The organism is Iodobacter ciconiae, from assembly GCF_003952345.1.
GTDB lineage: Bacteria > Pseudomonadota > Gammaproteobacteria > Burkholderiales > Chitinibacteraceae > Iodobacter > Iodobacter ciconiae.
In genome coordinates, this window is record NZ_CP034433.1 from 1833898 (window position 1) to 1850169 (window position 16272).

Here is a 16272-nt window from a genome sequence, read left to right on the forward strand (position 1 = left end):
CTTAGTTTTTCCATTTACGAAACAGGACACAGGTTCCCATCTCTGGCTCTGAACTAATTTCAAACTCATCAGCTAAACGGCGTGTCCCGGGCAAACCCAGCCCCAATGTACCCTTGGTGCTATAGTGCTCGGACATGGCAAGATCCAGGCTTTTTATCCCAGGACCCCGATCTTCAGCCTTCACTTCCAGCCCTTCACGACCTTTGGCAACCACCCAGGAAAAAGACATCATGCCTTCACCTGCATATTTCACGATATTCGTAGCCAGCTCAGAGGCTCCCGTTGTAATTTCAGTGACAGCAACAGGCGAATAACCACACTGCTTGGCCAAAGAAAACGTATAAGCTACCAACATGGCAACATCAGCATCATTACAAATCTTTCGCCAGACGGTGGCCATTTCCACGCTAGGTTTCATGTAATAAATCCAGTGCTTGTCTGATTGTCTGACAGCCCCGCAATGCTGATAAATCGCTATCTAGCGCTGCCAAACCGGCTACCACCCCTGGCCTGAAACCAATAAATACCGTTTTAGCCCCCATTATTTTCAGCATCTGTGTTAATTCGACTAAAGCTACAAATCCATCCACATCCAGAGCATCTACTTCAGATAAATCAAGCATTACCCCTTTGGCGGCGACTTTACTCACCTGTTGCAACAGCTTGCTTTGTAGCGCAATCATTGTTGAGGGTCGCAAATCGCTTTGCACACAGGCAAGTAAAGCATCTTCAACAACAGAAATTGTGACCCCTCCCCCTGATTCACACTCATTCATTACGCCCCCTAAACTTCATCAAGTCTCTTCATTCTGATACCCACGCTTTTAAATGCCTGCTCTAAAGCATCCCGCAGTGTGGCATGGGTTGTCATGCCTTCAATATCAATCCCCAGATGCACAATTGTTTGAGCAATAGAAGGAGAAACTCCGGATATCAAGCTGGTGCAGCCCATCAATCGGGTTGCCTTAGTAATTTTAATTAAATGATTAGCCACTCCTGAATCTACAATGGCCACACCGGAGATATCCATAATAAATACACGGGAACGGGTTTCAGAAATTTTCAATAAAATTGCGGCCATAATATCCTGAGCCCGCTTCGAATCAATAATTCCTACCACTGGCAACATTAAAATATCCTGCCAGATCATGGTGACCGGCGTAGACATTTCCATTAAGGCACGGCTTTGCTCGTTAATTCTTTCATTAATTAAACGGCTATATGTTTCCACCACAATCGTAGTATCTAAATGTAATAATTTTGTAATCGCCGCTACGGCCTTACCATATTCTTCACTAAATAAACCACCGTCATATAACTTTTTAGTAAACAGAACAAAAGAATAATTCATCCCTGCAAAATAGCTGGGTAAAGACAAACCAATCCGTGCATGGGTTTCACCCAGACGCCGGCGATCTTCCATATAGGCATCATCAAGATGAGCTGTAAAAAATGTTTTCCAATAGGTTAGCTGGGCATTTTGTGCACGCTTTTTAACCTCATCATTGGCCATCAGCATCTGGTATTCTGGTAATTCACGAATCCATTCATAAAAATGAGTAATATATTCATTGATTCTGGGAACAACCAAAGCACCGTATTTACGCACAACTTCAAGATCAGTTTCATCAATATCGTGCAAACGCATCACATCTTTAATCGATGTCTGACTAGCATGTTCATGCATCTTTATTCCCCTTCGCATCACTTGAAGCTGACAAAACCATGCTATTGCAAAAAAACATGGTCAATTTTTTACAAAGTTTTTACTGAAAGCTGAACAATAAAAATTTGCCGTGTTTCTAGATAGCTAGGCGAAAGGCGTTTAGCAATATATAAACTCAAACTTTCCAGACCCAATGAATTATTACGCCAAAAAGAAAGAATCAAGAAAGTAAAAAATTAAAAAAGTGCTAGCACGTAAGCTAAAAATTCAGAGGCAGCTCAAAAAGGCTTTTGCCATGCAAAAAGGAGGCTTCGTCGGTAAAAGTACTTTGGCTTACAAAAAATCTATTTCAAATAAATACAAAAATAATACGGCTAACCCTCCCAAGCCGGTCAGCTCAAGTACATGGTTTTCAGCAATTAGCTGATGTAAAAACCACTTATGAGCAGCACCCGATGGTTATTGCCATCTATTTTCAAGAGTAGAGACGCAAAAAAAAACCGCCTCAAACAGGCGGTTATCCAATGTACATTTTGCACAACTGACTCAAGGGCAAAAACGTTTGACATTAGCCTCTACACTGGCCGTTTCTGCCTTACGTTGTCCGGCCTCCATAAACTCAAGGTTGCCCTTCTCATTCACCGTTGAAAACTTTTTCGAGCCTTGCAAATAACCTAATCTTGCCATAGCTTCTTTACAGGCTTTTTCGTCCTTTTCACCCTTAGCTGCAACGGGTGCGGCAGCTGGAGCACTGGCTTTGACAGCCACAGAACTCGCGGCAGAAGCTTCTTTTTTATGGCCTGACATTGAGCTGACAGGCAAATCCTTAGTCTTAAGTACTTCTACCTTATTCCCCTTAGGCGGCTGATCAGAATAATGCATCATCCCGTCTGCATCTTTCCATTTGTAAATCTCTGCCTGTGCAAATCCTGCAATAAACAGAGCCATTAAAATTAAAATTCTCATTATATAAACTTCCTTTTTATTTAGCCCGGCGCTCACAAGCCTTAGTAAAAGATAGCGTAATCAATAAATAGACACCATGCCATTGGAGGTTCTAATTAGCCATTTTAATAGATTGGCACAATTAGCAGATAGGCCTTTTTATTCAATGAAACTTCCTGCCAAAACGCTCGCCCATGCTGAGTGACATCAATAGAGGCACCATCAACATCATGGTAAACCTGAGAAACAGCCACTTTATTCATCAATACACACATATTTAACTACAATAAACCGTAGATGCTAGAACGCAAATAATTCAAACAAATCAAGCAAATATAATCACAGCAAGGCCAAGTGCTCCTGAACACCCTGTAAACCCTCAAGCTATTTTCACTACCGGAAAAGCCTCTTGCAGCCACAAAAATTCCACTGCACTGCAGTCAACAGTATATCGAAAGTGTCAGCCAGCAGATCTCCAACCCCACAATGCAGCACTTATTTCACCAGTGTTACCCCAATACCCTTGATACCACAGTGGCTTTTCAGATGACCGATAGCATGCTGGATACTTTTGTGATTACCGGCGATATCCACGCCAGGCCTGCCCATAGCCAGTGGCAATCGGACAACACCACCATATTGCCCGAATTACACGAGCGCAAATGGACCCTGGATTCGCTGTGCTACGCCATCATGGTTTTTGGCCGCATAGTAGCAATCGCAGGCCCTTTGATACGCAATGACTGACGGCTATGCAGCTAACTGCAGCCAACATGAAAATGGGGGCGCCACCGTTTTTCCCTTTTTAGTTTTTAGTGCCATCCAATTTTTTCTTTGCCAGGGACTATATAATGTTTCGCACCAGAGAATTTCTACTTAAGCATATTCGCCACACCATGGCGTTTTATGACCCGATATCGGTCGACCCCGCTGGCGGTTTTTATCATTACTACATGGATGACGGCAGTATTTACGATAAAGACACTCGCCACCTTGTTTCGTCCACCCGCTTTGTGTTTAACAACGCCATGGCGTGGCTGGAGTTTAGCGATGAGACCTATCAGGCACGCGTCCGGCACGGCATTGATTTTATCCGTAAGGTGCACTTCAACCCGCTTTCCGGCGGCTATGCATGGGAAGTTAAAAACGGTGCCGTAACGGATGCCACCAACCAATGCTATGGCCTCGCCTTTGTGATGCTGGCTTACGCCTGCGCCATACGTTGCGGCATGGATGAAGCCAAAGTATGGCTGGATGAAACTTACGACACCATGGAGCAACATTTCTGGCTGCCCGAATACGGCGTTTACGCCAGTGAAGCCAGTAGCGTGTGGGTGCTGGATGATTATCGCGGCCAAAATGACAATATGCACGGCTGCGAAGCCATGCTCGCCGCCTTTGAAGCCACCGGCGAAATCCGCTATTTAGACCGAGCCAAACTACTGGCCGCCAACTTTACCCAGCGCCAGGCCGCCTTAACGGGCGGGGCAATCTGGGAGCATTTCCGCACCGACTGGACGCCCAATTTGCAATACAACAAGGGCAACAAGACCAATATCTTCCGCCCATGGGGCATCCAGACCGGCCACCAAACCGAATGGGCCAAACTGCTGCTCATTTTAGACCGCCACGACCCGCAGCCCTGGCACCTGGCCCGCGCCCGCGAGTTGTTTGACGAAGCCATGTCATCAGGCTGGGACGAAGCACACGGCGGGCTGATCTACGGCTACGACCTGGACGGCGAGCCTTACGATCAGGATAAATACTTCTGGGTGCAAGCCGAATCCCTCGCAGCAGCCGCCTTGCTGGCGGATCGCACTGGCAAAGAGAAATACTGGCAAGCCTACGACAAAATCTGGGCCTACAGCTGGCAGCACTTCGTAGACCACCAACACGGCGCGTGGTACCGCATCCTCAGCCCGGACAACCAGAAAATCGACCAACACAAATCCCCCGCAGGCAAAACCGACTACCACACCATGGGCGCGTGTTATGAGGTTTTGAGGGTGGTTGATTAAGAGGAGGAATAAACTTAGGGCGCAATTGCCGCTGGCGTTGCGCCGTTGAGGTAATCATTGAGTAGGTTCGCATTTCACGGCTTGGTCGTGAGCATAGCAACGAGCTGCCTTTGAATCTGCTCGTCACTCGTAGCGACGCCCAGACGCGGGTTCATCGCCCATTGCGAAGCATGAACCAAGATACTTCTGGATTCCGACGTAGCCATGAACGAGAATCTGATGATCGTTCCGATGATTTTCTTGTGCCTTCTCTCGTAGACACGCTGCCAAATATGAGAGTGTTCTTCAATAAACTTATCCATTATGCGATCCACTGACGCCAATAGTTCTACAAAATAAAACTGGAGGGCTAAAACGTGGAATCTATCGACTAAAGCGAGTCACAATAAACAATTTTACATCCCCCACACCAGATCCCGTTCTAACAGGCGACACAGGTTTTATCGGAAAGGCAGGCGAGTACGCGGTGATGTCGGAGCTATTATTTAGAAATTTCAATGTATCTTTAATGACGGTAGACAAAGGCATTGACTTAGTAGCCGCAAATGAAGCTGGAAAATACTTCCACATTCAAGTTAAAACAGCAAATATAAAAGAAGGCGTATTTTCTTTTGGAGTGAAACGCAAAGCATTTGATGCAAACAACTCCAGCCAGACCTTTTATGTGTTTGTCCTACACGGGCAAAACAAAAATGACTATTTAATTATTCCAAACAGCATATTATCTAATTGTATTGCAATGGATATTATATGTGGAATTGATACATATAGTTTACGCGTTAGCTATGACAGTAAAACTAGGAAATATACGTTAAACAGCAAACAAGATGTAACTATCCATATAAATAGATTCGGCCAAATAAATTAGCAACCGTAAAATACTCTTCTCAACTTTCATACCCCTAGGAAAATATGTATAAAATATTACTAAAAACATGGGTAATGTGTACTTTATCCATAATCACACTTTTAGTATCCTTAGCGTACTCCCTATTTACACAAGATCCCCAGTGGGTTGGAAGGTCAGGCTCCATAATAACAATTATTGGGCTGCTTTTAACCATGAAAAATAGCGTTCTTTCTTCATCTCGTGACATTGAAAACGTAATGAATGAGAAGTTTCACTATGCAGTATATGTCCCTCAAAAAGACAGCCAAGAATACAATGACCAGAAAAAAATCACAGAAAAAATAATGAATGATGAACTTATTGGATTAGCACTAACTATTACTGGGACAATTATTTGGGGATATGGAGATTTATTTTTATAAATTAGCTAAGTAGGCACTATCAACAGGGCAGCGTTTGCCCTCCTTTCCTAATCAAAAAACATAAGTAGTTCGGTATAAATTTTACAGGGTGTGTTTCTTTATAAATCAACAAGTTGATACTGAATTATACAAGGTAACTTTTACCTAACCACTTAGTTTATTAGCCCAAATACCCCGCCACCACATAAATAATCAATCCCACCAATCCGCCGACCAAAGTCCCGCTCACACGAATAAATTGCAAATCGGTGCCGATGTTTAATTCGATGCGCTCCACCATATATTGCTCGTCCCATGTTTTGACTTGGTCGGAGATAAAGATGCCGATTGTTTCGCGGTATTCTTCAATAACTGGGGGAATGGCGCGTTCGCATTGGGTGTTGATCCATTCTTGCATTTCGGTATTTTCATTGAGCTTTTTACCCATATCGGCAGCCAATAGCATGATATTGGCACGAATAGTGGAATCCACCCGGTGCAAATCGCTATGCAGCCAGCGTAATAACTGCGACCAGAGTGTTTCGATATATTCACCTACCGCCGGATGGGCAAGCAATTCATTCTTAAGCTTTTCGCCCCTTTGTTTGAATTCGGCATCGTGTTTTAATTTATCCGCAAATTGGGCGATATAGCGATCAAATTGCAGGCGTAAATGATGGTCGGGATGATCTTGCATGGCTTTTAATTCTTTTTGCACTGCACCCAGCATTTTTTCGGCCAGGTATTTACCGGCCACTTTATCCAGTACCATATATTTTAGAAATGAGATTTCTTCTGCGGCCACCTGCGCCATGGCTTCTTGTGTTTCGGCACGGCCGAGTATTTTTTGTAATTCGTGCAATACTTCGCTTAATACATGGTGGTGGCGGCCATTTTGCGTGAGCGATTCTAAAACATGGCCGCTAAACTGGCTGATATCGATGCGCTGTAATTCGGTAATTAAGGTACTTTTTAAAAAAGCCAGTAATCGCCCGTCATGCAGGGAATTAAGGCTATAGCTAAGTGCTCTGATTAATAAATTAGAAAAGGGCCGCACGTTTTGCGTCAGCCATGCAGCAATTTTAAGCGCAGGATTAAATTCCCGAATTTTGCCAACGACTCGCTCTGGCGATAAAAAATTGCTTTGAATAAAACTGCCCATGCTATCGGCAATACGCAGTTTATTTCTGGGCACAATTGCGGTGTGCGGAATGGGCAGGCCTAAGGGCCGGCGAAATAAAGCCACCACCGCAAACCAATCCGCCAAAGCCCCTACCATGGCCGCCTCTGCAAACGCCGTGATATACGCCAGCGCCGGATAGCGCGATTTATATATCGTGGCCATCACAAACACCGCGGCAAAGAATAGCAATAATGCCAGTGGCAAGAGTTTGGCCTGCTTTAATTTTTGGCGTTTAAGCGCTATTTCAGCGCTTTCTATGGCCTGATAAAGATGATTGGATGAAGTCATTGGCTTAATCGGAAGATTGATTGAATTCAAGGGTATCACCATCTACAGCGAGATGTTATTTCCTGTATTTACAAATAGCATCGCACCGCCTCGTGCATCTCACCCAAAATAACAATACGCCACCGTAATCCCACCGCAATCAACACCCCACACGCGCTATAATTCGCCGCTATAAATAACAATACACAGGTCTGAGACATGCAAATCTGGGTTGATGCCGATGCCTGCCCCAAGGTGATTAAAGAGATTCTGTTTCGCGCCGCCGAGCGCTGCAAAATCGTCTGCACTTTTGTGGCCAATCAGTATATTCAAACGCCGAGCTCGCCCTTTTTAAAGTCCTTGGTGGTGGAGCAAGGCTTTGATGTGGCGGATCGGCGGATTGTGGAGCTATGTGCGGCTGGGGATTTAATTATTACCTCGGATATTCCGCTTGCATCGGATGTGATTACCAAAGGTGGCCTAGTGCTGGATTCTCGCGGCGAGCGTTTAAGCCGCGAGAATATCGGCGAGCGCCTGAATATGCGTGACTTTATGGACAGCTTACGCGCCAGCGGCATCGACACCGGCGGCCCGAGTGCCATGAGCAGCGCAGACAGGCAAAACTTTGCGCGGGCACTGGATAGTTTGCTCATATAAAGTACAACGTTTGTAAATCAGCGTACAAAACATTCCAGGGGGCCGAGGTAAACAGTGTCCAATCATTTCCACCCCAGTTTGTGTAACGGTTACTCAGAGATGCCAAGATGGCGACAAGTACTGCTAGACCAGATAATGCATCATTGTGAAATTTTAGAAACAGGCAACGATTCAAACCGTATTAAAAAGGAGCAAAAAACGAGCTAATAAACTAGAAATTTTTGAACGCTAACAAGTGGAAAGTATTGGACGCTGATTGACACTGTAATCGCGCAATGCATTATGAATGTTTGGCATGCAATGGTTTTGAAAGTATTGCTGACGTTCAAGGAGCTGCAATGCAATAGCTTTGGACTTACAATAACGAACACCCGCATATGGGATTGAGCGGTATCACCCCGAAAAAAAACTGGCATTACATGCCTGGTCTCTGCTTTTAAGTGAACTTTAAAATGGAGGGATTACCAATTGATCACTGACAGTGATAGGGCTGAATCAATCTGGATAAACGATTTACTTCAGCAAATGCGGGGGTATCAGTCAATCCAACATCATATTTGATAACTTTTAGTTTTACTTTTGAATACAATGCGTAAGAAGTAAAAACCCCCAGGCGATAAGCCCGCATTAGATAATGCTACATCATTATCTGAATAGGAAATGGTCGTTGCCAATAATTGGCGTAACATTAGTTGTATTTGCAAAGGGCATTACCATAAATAATCCCGACAGAAATAAATTCAACCGTTTTTCCTTTAACCATTGCCCTGTTAGCAAATTATGAAGGCCCCTGGCCAAAAACACCAAACTGAGGAGCACGTAAGATATTCAACAAAACAGCCAGATCTGGCAATTCATTCTCTAACTTTAATTTTGCATATCCCACTCTGAATTGCCAATTTTGCAATTGATAATCCAGATAGCCCCCCCATAATGTTGAACCATCTAAATCAAGCACGCCATCTGAATCATGTACGGGTAATTTTTCACGGGCATAGCCCATTGCAAGTTCAAGCCTGGCAATTCCTTCTCCTACCGGGTGCTTTAAAACCACTTAAGGAGAGCCGCTCCTGCTCCGAGTACTCCTCTGTGCCAGCCCAAAGCCGGGCAGCAACATTAGCACGATCAAAGGATATCGAATCAAGGCGATAACCATATTTCTTTCCCAGCTCCTACTCTGACTAACTTTATACTGACAGCTACTTGAAGATATCCAAAAGCACATAACATCAAGCCTTCGCGACCTAATCACAGGCTCTGCTGCATTTGTTTCACTCATCTCCCGAATACATCCTTACAGCCCAACCTGCCCATCATCTACTTTCATCAAAAAGCACAAATACCAGGCAAAAAAAACGCCCCATCTGAGGCGTTTCAAAGCTCACTTATTTAGGCTTACGCGGTAACAAATGCCGCCACTGCACGCTCAAAGCGCTGCATGCCCTCGCGAATATCTTCATCTGCAATCACTAAAGATGGTGCAAAACGAATCACATTCGGGCCCGCCATCAGGATCATCAGGCCTTCTTTTACCGCCAGATTCAATAAATCTTTAGCCTTGCCTGCAAATGCAGGTTTTAACTCTGCACCAATCAATAAGCCCATACCACGCACTTCATCAAATACCGAATATTGTGCGTTAATTTTAGCAATAGCCGCTACAAATAGTTCCCGCTTGGCTTTTACACCATCCAGCACAGTAGCCGTGTTCACCACATCCAATAAAGCATTACCAATGGCACAGGCCAAAGGATTGCCGCCATAGGTGGTACCGTGTGTGCCGACGGCAAGATGCTTGGCAATATCGCTAGTGGTCAGCATACAGCCCAGCGGAAAGCCTCCACCAATGCCCTTGGCGCTAGTCAGAATGTCCGGTGATACGCCATATTCCTGATAGGCATAAAGACTGCCGGTGCGGCCTGCACCACTTTGTACTTCATCAAAAATCAAGAAGGCATGGTGCTTATCACAAAGAGCGCGCACGCCAGCGATAAATGCTGCTGTCGCTGGCACAACCCCGCCCTCGCCCTGAATCGGCTCGATAATCACACATGCGGTTTCATCATCGATCAGCGCGCTTAAGGAATCCAGATTGTTGTATTCAAAGTACTCAATACCAGCAGGCTTAGGACCAAAACCATCGGAATACTTGGGCTGCCCACCCACGCATACGGTAAAGAAAGTGCGTCCATGAAATGAATTAAGCGCGGATAGTACTTTGTGTTTTTTGTCGCCAAAGCGCTCAATTGCGGCGCGGCGGGCCAATTTAAGCGCGGCTTCATTGGCTTCTGCACCCGAATTACAAAAAAATACGCGATCTGCAAAAGTGGCTTTAACCAGTTTTTGAGCCAGATCCAGTGCCGGTTCATTGGTAAACGCGTTGGAAAGATGCCAAAGCTTGCTGCCCTGCTCGTTCAACGCGGCCACAAGAGCGGGATGGCAGTGCCCCAGAGCATTCACCGCAATACCACCGGTTAGATCCACATACTGACGATCCGCCTGATCCCACACTCGGCTGCCTGCACCGCGCACGGGGACAAAAGCTGCAGGGGCGTAATTAGGGACCATATACTGGTCAAAATCAGCACGGGTATGGGACATTTTTTTTCCTTATTTTCAATATAAAAACGGCGGGTCCGATTTTGTATCGTAACCCGCCGCTGATGCTTTATTCAATACTGAGGCGCATTAATAAGTAATACCAAACAACCCTCTACCTAGGCGAAGGGCTGAATGAACTTACTTTGCTGCGGCGCCCGACAGATACAACCAGGTTTCCACCACGGTATCCGGGTTCAAAGAAATCGTTTCGATCCCCTCTTCTACCAGCCACTGGGCAAAATCCGGGTGATCAGACGGTCCCTGACCACAAATACCGATATATTTATTAGCTTTACGGCACGCTTTGATCGCCATTGACAACATCGCTTTCACCGCATCATCACGCTCATCAAACGAAGTAGAAACCGGGCCGCCTGAATCACGGTCAATCCCAAGAGTCAGCTGTGTCATATCATTGGAGCCAATAGAGAAGCCATCAAAAAAATGCAGGAATTGGTCTGCCAGTACCGCATTAGCAGGAATCTCACACATCATGATGACACGCAGACCATTGTCGCCACGTTTCAGGCCGTTACGCTCCAGAAGCTCGATCACGCATTCAGCTTCTTTCAGGGTACGCACAAAGGGAATCATGACTTCCACGTTGGTCAAACCCATCACATCGCGCACTTTTTTCACTGCGCTGCATTCCAGCTCGAAACAATCACGGAAGCTTTTATCTACATAACGCGCAGCACCACGAAAGCCGATCATCGGGTTTTCTTCGTGCGGCTCGTACTCTGCGCCGCCAATCAGATTAGCGTATTCATTTGACTTAAAATCAGACAAACGCACAATCACTTTTTTCGGCGAGTAAGCAGCTGCCAGTGTAGAAATCCCTTCGGCCAGCTTATCTACATAAAAATCAACGGCCGTGCGATAGCCTGCGATGCGCTCTTCAACCTGAGCTTTCAGCTCGGGCTGCAAGTGCGGATAAGCAAGCAGTGCTTTCGGATGCACGCCAATCATGCGGTTGATGATGAATTCCAAACGCGCCAGGCCCACGCCTTCACTTGGCAACTGACAAAATTCAAATGCCAGCTCGGGGTTGCCCACATTCATCATGATTTTAACCGGCGATTCAGGCATATGGCTAAGCGAAGTATCCATCCGCTCGAACTTCAGAATCCCTTCATAAACATTGCCGGTGTCGCCTTCGGCACACGAAACGGTCACCAGATCGCCTTCTTTCAAGACCTGTGTTGCATCGCCACAACCGACCACTGCAGGAATACCCAGCTCGCGCGCAATAATTGCTGCGTGGCAAGTCCGACCACCACGGTTGGTAACGATGGCAGAAGCACGCTTCATCACAGGCTCCCAATCGGGATCAGTCATGTCAGAAACCAGCACGTCCCCTGCTTCAACTCTGTCCATTTCGGACACATCACGCACCACACGTACACGGCCCTGACCTATTTTTTGCCCAACCGAGCGGCCTTCAGCTAACACCCTGCCTCTTTCCAGCATGCGAAATTTAGTCAGTCTTTCCGCATTGCTTTCTTGCGATTTTACGGTTTCCGGACGCGCCTGCAAAATGTACAGCTTGCCATCAATCCCGTCGCGGCCCCATTCCACATCCATGGCACGGCCATAATGCTCTTCAATAGTCAGTGCGTAGCCTGCCAGCTCTTCCACTTCAGCATCGCTGATCGAGAACTTACGGCGATCACTCGGATCAACATCAACCGTCTTCACGGATTTACCCGCTACCGCTTCACGATCGAACTCCATCTTGATGGCTTTTCCGCCTAAGTGGCGGCGCACAATAGCCGGGCGACCTGCACGCAATGTTGGCTTATGTACGTAAAACTCATCAGGATTAACTGCACCTTGCACCACGGTTTCACCGAGGCCATAGGAAGCGGTTACAAACACAACCTGATCAAAGCCGGTTTCGGTGTCAATGGTAAACAACACGCCGGCAGCACCCACATCCGAGCGCACCATACGCTGAATCCCCGCAGACAGTGCAACCAGCTTATGATCAAAACCTTTATGCACGCGATAAGAGATAGCACGATCATTATAAAGAGACGCAAACACTTCTTTCATCGCCACTAAAACATTCTCAAAACCACGAATATTCAAGAATGTTTCCTGCTGCCCCGCAAAAGACGCATCAGGCAAATCTTCTGCTGTTGCAGAAGAGCGCACCGCAACAGTTACATTATCACCAAGCAATTTGTAATATTCGCGAATCTCGGCTTCCAGTTGTTCCGGAAACGGCGTATCCAGAATCCAGGTACGGATTTGCTTGCCCACAATGGCAAGCGCGCGGACATCATTGACATCCAGAGTGTTCATAATCGCATCAATACGATCAGCAAGCCCCTGGTGAGCCAAAAATTGTCGATATGCCGCTGCGGTGGTCGCAAAACCACCGGGGACGCGAACGCCTTTTTCTGTAAGCTGAGAGATCATCTCACCGAGCGAGGCGTTTTTACCGCCTACCTGTTCTACATCGTGCATGCGCAGACGGGCGAAATCGATCACATAGCGTTCGGACATAGTACGGAGCCTTATTTGAAATGTTGCGTTGCGATAAATTAGGTGCATTCTAGGCTGAGACCGCCCAGAGAAAACTCAGGATAAACCACTACATGAAAATACATTAAATGCTAACTGACAGAATTATTCCCAATCCGCGCCGAATAGCAACCTTACAACAGAATTCTTGCATTTTTAGATGAAAAGCTTACTATCAGAAGAGATGATGAGTAGAACACTATAAAACCAAGCTTTTTTATAGTTAAAAAAACCTTTTTAACGGACAGCCGCCCTAACCGGACAACCGTGCTCAGTGTACTTAATATTTGGAGATTTATGATGCGTCGAACGGCTTTCTTTGTCTCCGATCGGACTGGTATTACTGCCGAAATGCTCGGCCACTCTTTACTCACACAATTTGAAGACGTTACTTTTCATCGTGTCACCCTGCCCTATGTTGATACCCCGGAAAAAGCCATAGAAGTCGCTCTGGAAATCCGCAAACACTCGGTAATTGATGGCTGCAGGCCGCTGGTTTTCAGCACAGTTGTTGACCCAGTAATCCGTAAACTCACCCATGTACCCGAGGCGCTGGTAATTGATTTCTTTGAAATGTTCATCGGCCCCTTAGAAGCCGAGCTTGGCCAGGATTCATCGCATACCGTGGGCAAATCACATTCGATTATTAATTTTGAAGAACATAAAAACCGGATCGATGCCGTTAATTTCACGCTCAACCACGACGATGGCGTGATGCCCAGAGATTTATCCGAAGCCGATTTAATTCTAGTTGGCGTTTCCAGATCAGGAAAAACCCCAACCTGTCTCTATTTAGCCCTGCAATTTGGAATTAAAGCGGCCAACTACCCGCTGACCCCTGAAGATTTTGGCAATCACACCATGCCAAAACTTCTGCTTCCCTACAGAAACAAACTATTTGGCTTAACCATTGAGCCGGAACGACTCACAGAAATTCGCGAAGAAAGAAAACCTGACAGCAAATACTCATCAATCGAAAATTGCCGCTTTGAAATTGCCGAAGCTGAAGCGCTCATGCGTCATGTAGGCGTTTCCTATCTCAACACCACCCGAATGTCGATAGAAGAGCTAGCAACAACCATCATGCATCGTACCGGCCTGGTAAGACGCGCCTATTAAAATGCAGCAGTGGGCCTGCCCCACTGCAATGCAGCCCACAAAACTGTGGATATGAAGCATCAAACTGAGCCCCGTAGTATCAACTCATTTGCGCTTACGCTATAACACAGCTTCCTTGACGTAACGCTACGCGGTAAACTCCCACACTTCACCGATCAAACGCTTACTTGGCCTACGTGCATGACAAATTCTGCTACTGACTTAGACAGCATTTTTGAATTTAAAAGCAGCAGCATTAAACTACTGTCTTTCGTTCCGGCCACACTTGACCCAGCCAGGTTAGAAGCCGCTTTATTTGAAAAACTGGGCGGGCGCGAGCACTTTCTGGCAGGCGAACAACTTATTATTGATTTCAGCAGCTTGCCCGAATTGCCTTCCGCACTGGAAATAAGCACCCTGGTGCGGCTTTTACAGCAATTTAGTCTGTGCCCCATTGCAGTACACGGCGGCAACAGCGATCAAAAACTTGCGGCCTCGGCAGCAGGACTGGTGGTGTTACAAGATGACTCACTCACAGCGCCCCTGCCCTACGGCAAAGCAGCTCCTCCCCCGCCAGCCTTAGTCATTACCCGCCCGGTACGCACCGGGCAGCAGGTTTATGCCAAGGGTGGCGATTTGATTGTACTGGCGCTGGTGTCTGCAGGCGCTGAAGTAATTGCCGATGGCAACATACATGTCTACGCCCCATTACGTGGCCGTGCACTAGCGGGTGCAAAGGGCGAGAATCAGGCCAGAATTTTTACCACCTGCATGGAAGCGGAGCTGGTTTCAATTGGCGGCATTTATCGCTCATTACAAGAAGACCTACCTGATTCGATTAAAACCAAACCAGCACAAATTTATCTGGATCAGGAAAAAATCGTAATCGAAGCATTAAACGAAACTAACTAAATAAAGTACTCAGGGGATTTATAGTGGCAAAAATCATCGTTATCACATCCGGCAAAGGTGGGGTGGGCAAAACCACCACCAGTGCGAGCTTCGCCTCTGGCCTAGCCTTGCGTGGCCTTAAAACTGCCGTTATTGACTTTGATGTGGGCTTACGCAATCTTGATTTAATTATGGGCTGCGAGCGCCGCGTTGTTTATGATTTCGTAAACGTCATTAAAGGTGAAGCCACACTCAACCAGGCTCTGATTAAAGACAAAAATTGTGACAATCTTTACATTCTACCTGCCTCACAAACCCGTGATAAAGACGAATTATCTAAAGAAGGTGTAGAAAGAGTTCTGAAAGAGCTGGAACAATCCGGCTTTGACTATATCATTTGCGACAGCCCGGCCGGCATTGAAACGGGCGCCTTTATGGCCCTGTATTTTGCCGAAGAAGCGATCGTTGTCACCAACCCCGAGGTCTCATCCGTACGCGATTCCGACCGCATCATCGGCATTCTGGATGCAAAATCCAAACGCGCAGAAGACGGCGGCACCGTAAAAACACATTTACTGGTCACCCGCTACAGCCCTAAGCGCGTCGATTCAGGCGAGATGCTATCGCTTGATGACGTACAGCACCTGCTGCGCATTAAATTAATTGGCGTGATTCCGGAATCCGAAAGTGTCTTGCAAGCGTCTAATTCGGGCAGCCCGGCCATTCACCTTGCTGGCAGTGATGTCTCTGAGGCTTACAAAGATGTGGTCGCCCGTTTTCTGGGTGAAGAGCGTCCATTGCGTTTTGTTGAAGCACCCAAAGCGCCGTTGTGGAAACGGTTATTCGGGGGTTAATGCATGTCTATTCTTAGTTATTTCTTTGGTGAAAAGAAAAAAACAGCCTCCGTTGCAAGAGAGCGCCTACAAATCATTCTGGCTCATGAAAGAAACGGTAGAAGCACTCCAGACTACCTGCCCCAATTGCAAAAAGAGCTGATCGCCGTCATCTCCAAATATGTAGCAATCAACCCGGAAGACATCATTGTGCAACTTGATCGCAAGGATGACTTTGAAGTACTAGAAGTAAACATTGTGCTACCAGAAGCCAATAAGCGCTAAGGCACAAAAATTACTACTGCTTAGATGAATACCCTGCGAAGAGAGGCT

The 16272-nt window shown here is 46.4% G+C and carries 18 protein-coding genes and 1 pseudogene; 10 read left to right on the forward strand and 9 right to left on the reverse strand.

Annotation, left to right across the window (positions count from 1 at the left end; genetic code table 11):
* Position 1: 1 nt before the first annotated feature.
* From EJO50_RS08065 to EJO50_RS08080, 4 genes are all read right to left on the reverse strand, one after another.
* Positions 2 to 418, reverse strand: a complete 417-nt coding sequence (locus EJO50_RS08065) for an anti-sigma regulatory factor (RefSeq protein WP_125973143.1) — start codon at positions 416 to 418, stop codon at positions 2 to 4.
* Positions 408 to 776, reverse strand: a complete 369-nt coding sequence (locus EJO50_RS08070) for an STAS domain-containing protein (protein WP_125973145.1) — start codon at positions 774 to 776, stop codon at positions 408 to 410. Before EJO50_RS08070 ends, EJO50_RS08065 begins: the two co-directional genes overlap by 11 nt.
* Before the next feature lie 8 nt (positions 777 to 784).
* Positions 785 to 1687 carry a protoglobin domain-containing protein gene (locus EJO50_RS08075; RefSeq protein WP_125973147.1) on the reverse strand — a complete coding sequence of 301 codons (903 nt, stop codon included), beginning with the start codon at positions 1685 to 1687 and terminating at the stop codon, positions 785 to 787.
* A 525-nt stretch (positions 1688 to 2212) separates the two neighbouring features.
* Positions 2213 to 2632: a DUF4124 domain-containing protein gene (locus EJO50_RS08080; RefSeq protein WP_125973149.1), complete on the reverse strand. Its 420-nt coding sequence runs from the start codon at positions 2630 to 2632 to the stop codon at positions 2213 to 2215.
* A 465-nt stretch (positions 2633 to 3097) separates the two neighbouring features.
* On the opposite strand from EJO50_RS08080, the pseudogene EJO50_RS17730 reads away from it, so the two are divergent.
* The 3 genes and pseudogenes from EJO50_RS17730 to EJO50_RS08090 all read left to right on the forward strand — a co-directional run.
* Positions 3098 to 3157 (forward strand): annotated as a pseudogene (locus EJO50_RS17730) (hypothetical protein); the annotation flags it as partial.
* A complete protein-coding gene (locus EJO50_RS08085; RefSeq protein WP_233702198.1) occupies positions 3158 to 3358 on the forward strand; it encodes a glycoside hydrolase family 125 protein in 201 nt (66 codons plus the stop codon).
* Between the two features lie 104 nt (positions 3359 to 3462).
* Positions 3463 to 4629: an AGE family epimerase/isomerase gene (locus EJO50_RS08090; protein ID WP_125973153.1), complete on the forward strand. Its 1167-nt coding sequence runs from the start codon at positions 3463 to 3465 to the stop codon at positions 4627 to 4629.
* Between the two features lie 74 nt (positions 4630 to 4703).
* On the opposite strand, the gene EJO50_RS17605 is transcribed toward EJO50_RS08090, so the two are convergent.
* On the reverse strand, positions 4704 to 4835 hold the full coding sequence (locus EJO50_RS17605) for a hypothetical protein (protein ID WP_267900661.1): 132 nt from the start codon (positions 4833 to 4835) through the stop codon (positions 4704 to 4706).
* 263 nt (positions 4836 to 5098) lie between these two features.
* Between EJO50_RS17605 and EJO50_RS08095 the strand changes: the two genes are divergently transcribed.
* Both EJO50_RS08095 and EJO50_RS08100 read left to right on the forward strand, forming a co-directional pair.
* Positions 5099 to 5497 (forward strand): hypothetical protein, encoded by a 399-nt coding sequence (locus EJO50_RS08095; RefSeq protein WP_125973155.1) that lies wholly within the window; start codon positions 5099 to 5101, stop codon positions 5495 to 5497.
* 194 nt (positions 5498 to 5691) lie between these two features.
* A complete protein-coding gene (locus EJO50_RS08100; protein WP_125973157.1) occupies positions 5692 to 5901 on the forward strand; it encodes a hypothetical protein in 210 nt (69 codons plus the stop codon).
* Positions 5902 to 6061: 160 nt separating this feature from the next.
* On the opposite strand, the gene EJO50_RS08105 is transcribed toward EJO50_RS08100, so the two are convergent.
* Positions 6062 to 7381, reverse strand: a complete 1320-nt coding sequence (locus tag EJO50_RS08105) for a DUF445 domain-containing protein (protein ID WP_164521456.1) — start codon at positions 7379 to 7381, stop codon at positions 6062 to 6064.
* A 168-nt stretch (positions 7382 to 7549) separates the two neighbouring features.
* On the opposite strand from EJO50_RS08105, the gene EJO50_RS08110 reads away from it, so the two are divergent.
* Positions 7550 to 7987, forward strand: coding sequence for a YaiI/YqxD family protein (locus tag EJO50_RS08110; protein WP_125973161.1), 438 nt, complete (start codon positions 7550 to 7552; stop codon positions 7985 to 7987).
* Positions 7988 to 8765: 778 nt separating this feature from the next.
* On the opposite strand, the gene EJO50_RS08115 is transcribed toward EJO50_RS08110, so the two are convergent.
* The 3 genes from EJO50_RS08115 to ppsA form a co-directional block, all read right to left on the reverse strand.
* The gene (locus EJO50_RS08115) at positions 8766 to 9041 is read right to left on the reverse strand and encodes a hypothetical protein (RefSeq protein WP_125973163.1); all 276 of its coding nucleotides are present in this window, start codon (positions 9039 to 9041) and stop codon (positions 8766 to 8768) included.
* Positions 9042 to 9382: 341 nt separating this feature from the next.
* Entirely contained in the window at positions 9383 to 10588 is a 1206-nt protein-coding gene (locus tag EJO50_RS08120) for an aspartate aminotransferase family protein (RefSeq protein WP_125973165.1), read from the reverse strand.
* A gap of 138 nt (positions 10589 to 10726) precedes the next feature.
* A complete protein-coding gene (ppsA, locus tag EJO50_RS08125; protein WP_125973167.1) occupies positions 10727 to 13099 on the reverse strand; it encodes a phosphoenolpyruvate synthase in 2373 nt (790 codons plus the stop codon).
* A 318-nt stretch (positions 13100 to 13417) separates the two neighbouring features.
* Between ppsA and ppsR the strand changes: the two genes are divergently transcribed.
* From ppsR to minE, 4 genes are all read left to right on the forward strand, one after another.
* Positions 13418 to 14236, forward strand: coding sequence for a posphoenolpyruvate synthetase regulatory kinase/phosphorylase PpsR (ppsR, locus tag EJO50_RS08130; protein WP_125976373.1), 819 nt, complete (start codon positions 13418 to 13420; stop codon positions 14234 to 14236).
* Positions 14237 to 14416: 180 nt separating this feature from the next.
* Entirely contained in the window at positions 14417 to 15127 is a 711-nt protein-coding gene (gene minC / locus EJO50_RS08135; RefSeq protein ID WP_125973169.1) for a septum site-determining protein MinC, read from the forward strand.
* A 23-nt stretch (positions 15128 to 15150) separates the two neighbouring features.
* Positions 15151 to 15960 (forward strand): septum site-determining protein MinD, encoded by an 810-nt coding sequence (minD, locus tag EJO50_RS08140; RefSeq protein WP_125973171.1) that lies wholly within the window; start codon positions 15151 to 15153, stop codon positions 15958 to 15960.
* A gap of 3 nt (positions 15961 to 15963) precedes the next feature.
* Positions 15964 to 16224 carry a cell division topological specificity factor MinE gene (gene minE / locus EJO50_RS08145; RefSeq protein WP_125973173.1) on the forward strand — a complete coding sequence of 87 codons (261 nt, stop codon included), beginning with the start codon at positions 15964 to 15966 and terminating at the stop codon, positions 16222 to 16224.
* The last annotated feature ends 48 nt before the right edge of the window (positions 16225 to 16272 follow it).

Coding starts and splice junctions, on each gene's coding strand:
- EJO50_RS08065 (WP_125973143.1), bottom strand. CDS start 418: ATGAAACCTAGCGTGGAAATGGCCACCGTCTGGCGAAAGATTTGTAAT.
- EJO50_RS08070 (WP_125973145.1), bottom strand. CDS start 776: ATGAATGAGTGTGAATCAGGGGGAGGGGTCACAATTTCTGTTGTTGAA.
- EJO50_RS08075 (WP_125973147.1), bottom strand. CDS start 1,687: ATGCATGAACATGCTAGTCAGACATCGATTAAAGATGTGATGCGTTTG.
- EJO50_RS08080 (WP_125973149.1), bottom strand. CDS start 2,632: ATGAGAATTTTAATTTTAATGGCTCTGTTTATTGCAGGATTTGCACAG.
- EJO50_RS08085 (WP_233702198.1), top strand. CDS start 3,158: ATGACCGATAGCATGCTGGATACTTTTGTGATTACCGGCGATATCCAC.
- EJO50_RS08090 (WP_125973153.1), top strand. CDS start 3,463: ATGTTTCGCACCAGAGAATTTCTACTTAAGCATATTCGCCACACCATG.
- EJO50_RS17605 (WP_267900661.1), bottom strand. CDS start 4,835: ATGGCTACGTCGGAATCCAGAAGTATCTTGGTTCATGCTTCGCAATGG.
- EJO50_RS08095 (WP_125973155.1), top strand. CDS start 5,099: ATGTCGGAGCTATTATTTAGAAATTTCAATGTATCTTTAATGACGGTA.
- EJO50_RS08100 (WP_125973157.1), top strand. CDS start 5,692: ATGAAAAATAGCGTTCTTTCTTCATCTCGTGACATTGAAAACGTAATG.
- EJO50_RS08110 (WP_125973161.1), top strand. CDS start 7,550: ATGCAAATCTGGGTTGATGCCGATGCCTGCCCCAAGGTGATTAAAGAG.
- EJO50_RS08120 (WP_125973165.1), bottom strand. CDS start 10,588: ATGTCCCATACCCGTGCTGATTTTGACCAGTATATGGTCCCTAATTAC.
- ppsA (WP_125973167.1), bottom strand. CDS start 13,099: ATGTCCGAACGCTATGTGATCGATTTCGCCCGTCTGCGCATGCACGAT.
- ppsR (WP_125976373.1), top strand. CDS start 13,418: ATGCGTCGAACGGCTTTCTTTGTCTCCGATCGGACTGGTATTACTGCC.
- minC (WP_125973169.1), top strand. CDS start 14,417: ATGACAAATTCTGCTACTGACTTAGACAGCATTTTTGAATTTAAAAGC.
- minE (WP_125973173.1), top strand. CDS start 15,964: ATGTCTATTCTTAGTTATTTCTTTGGTGAAAAGAAAAAAACAGCCTCC.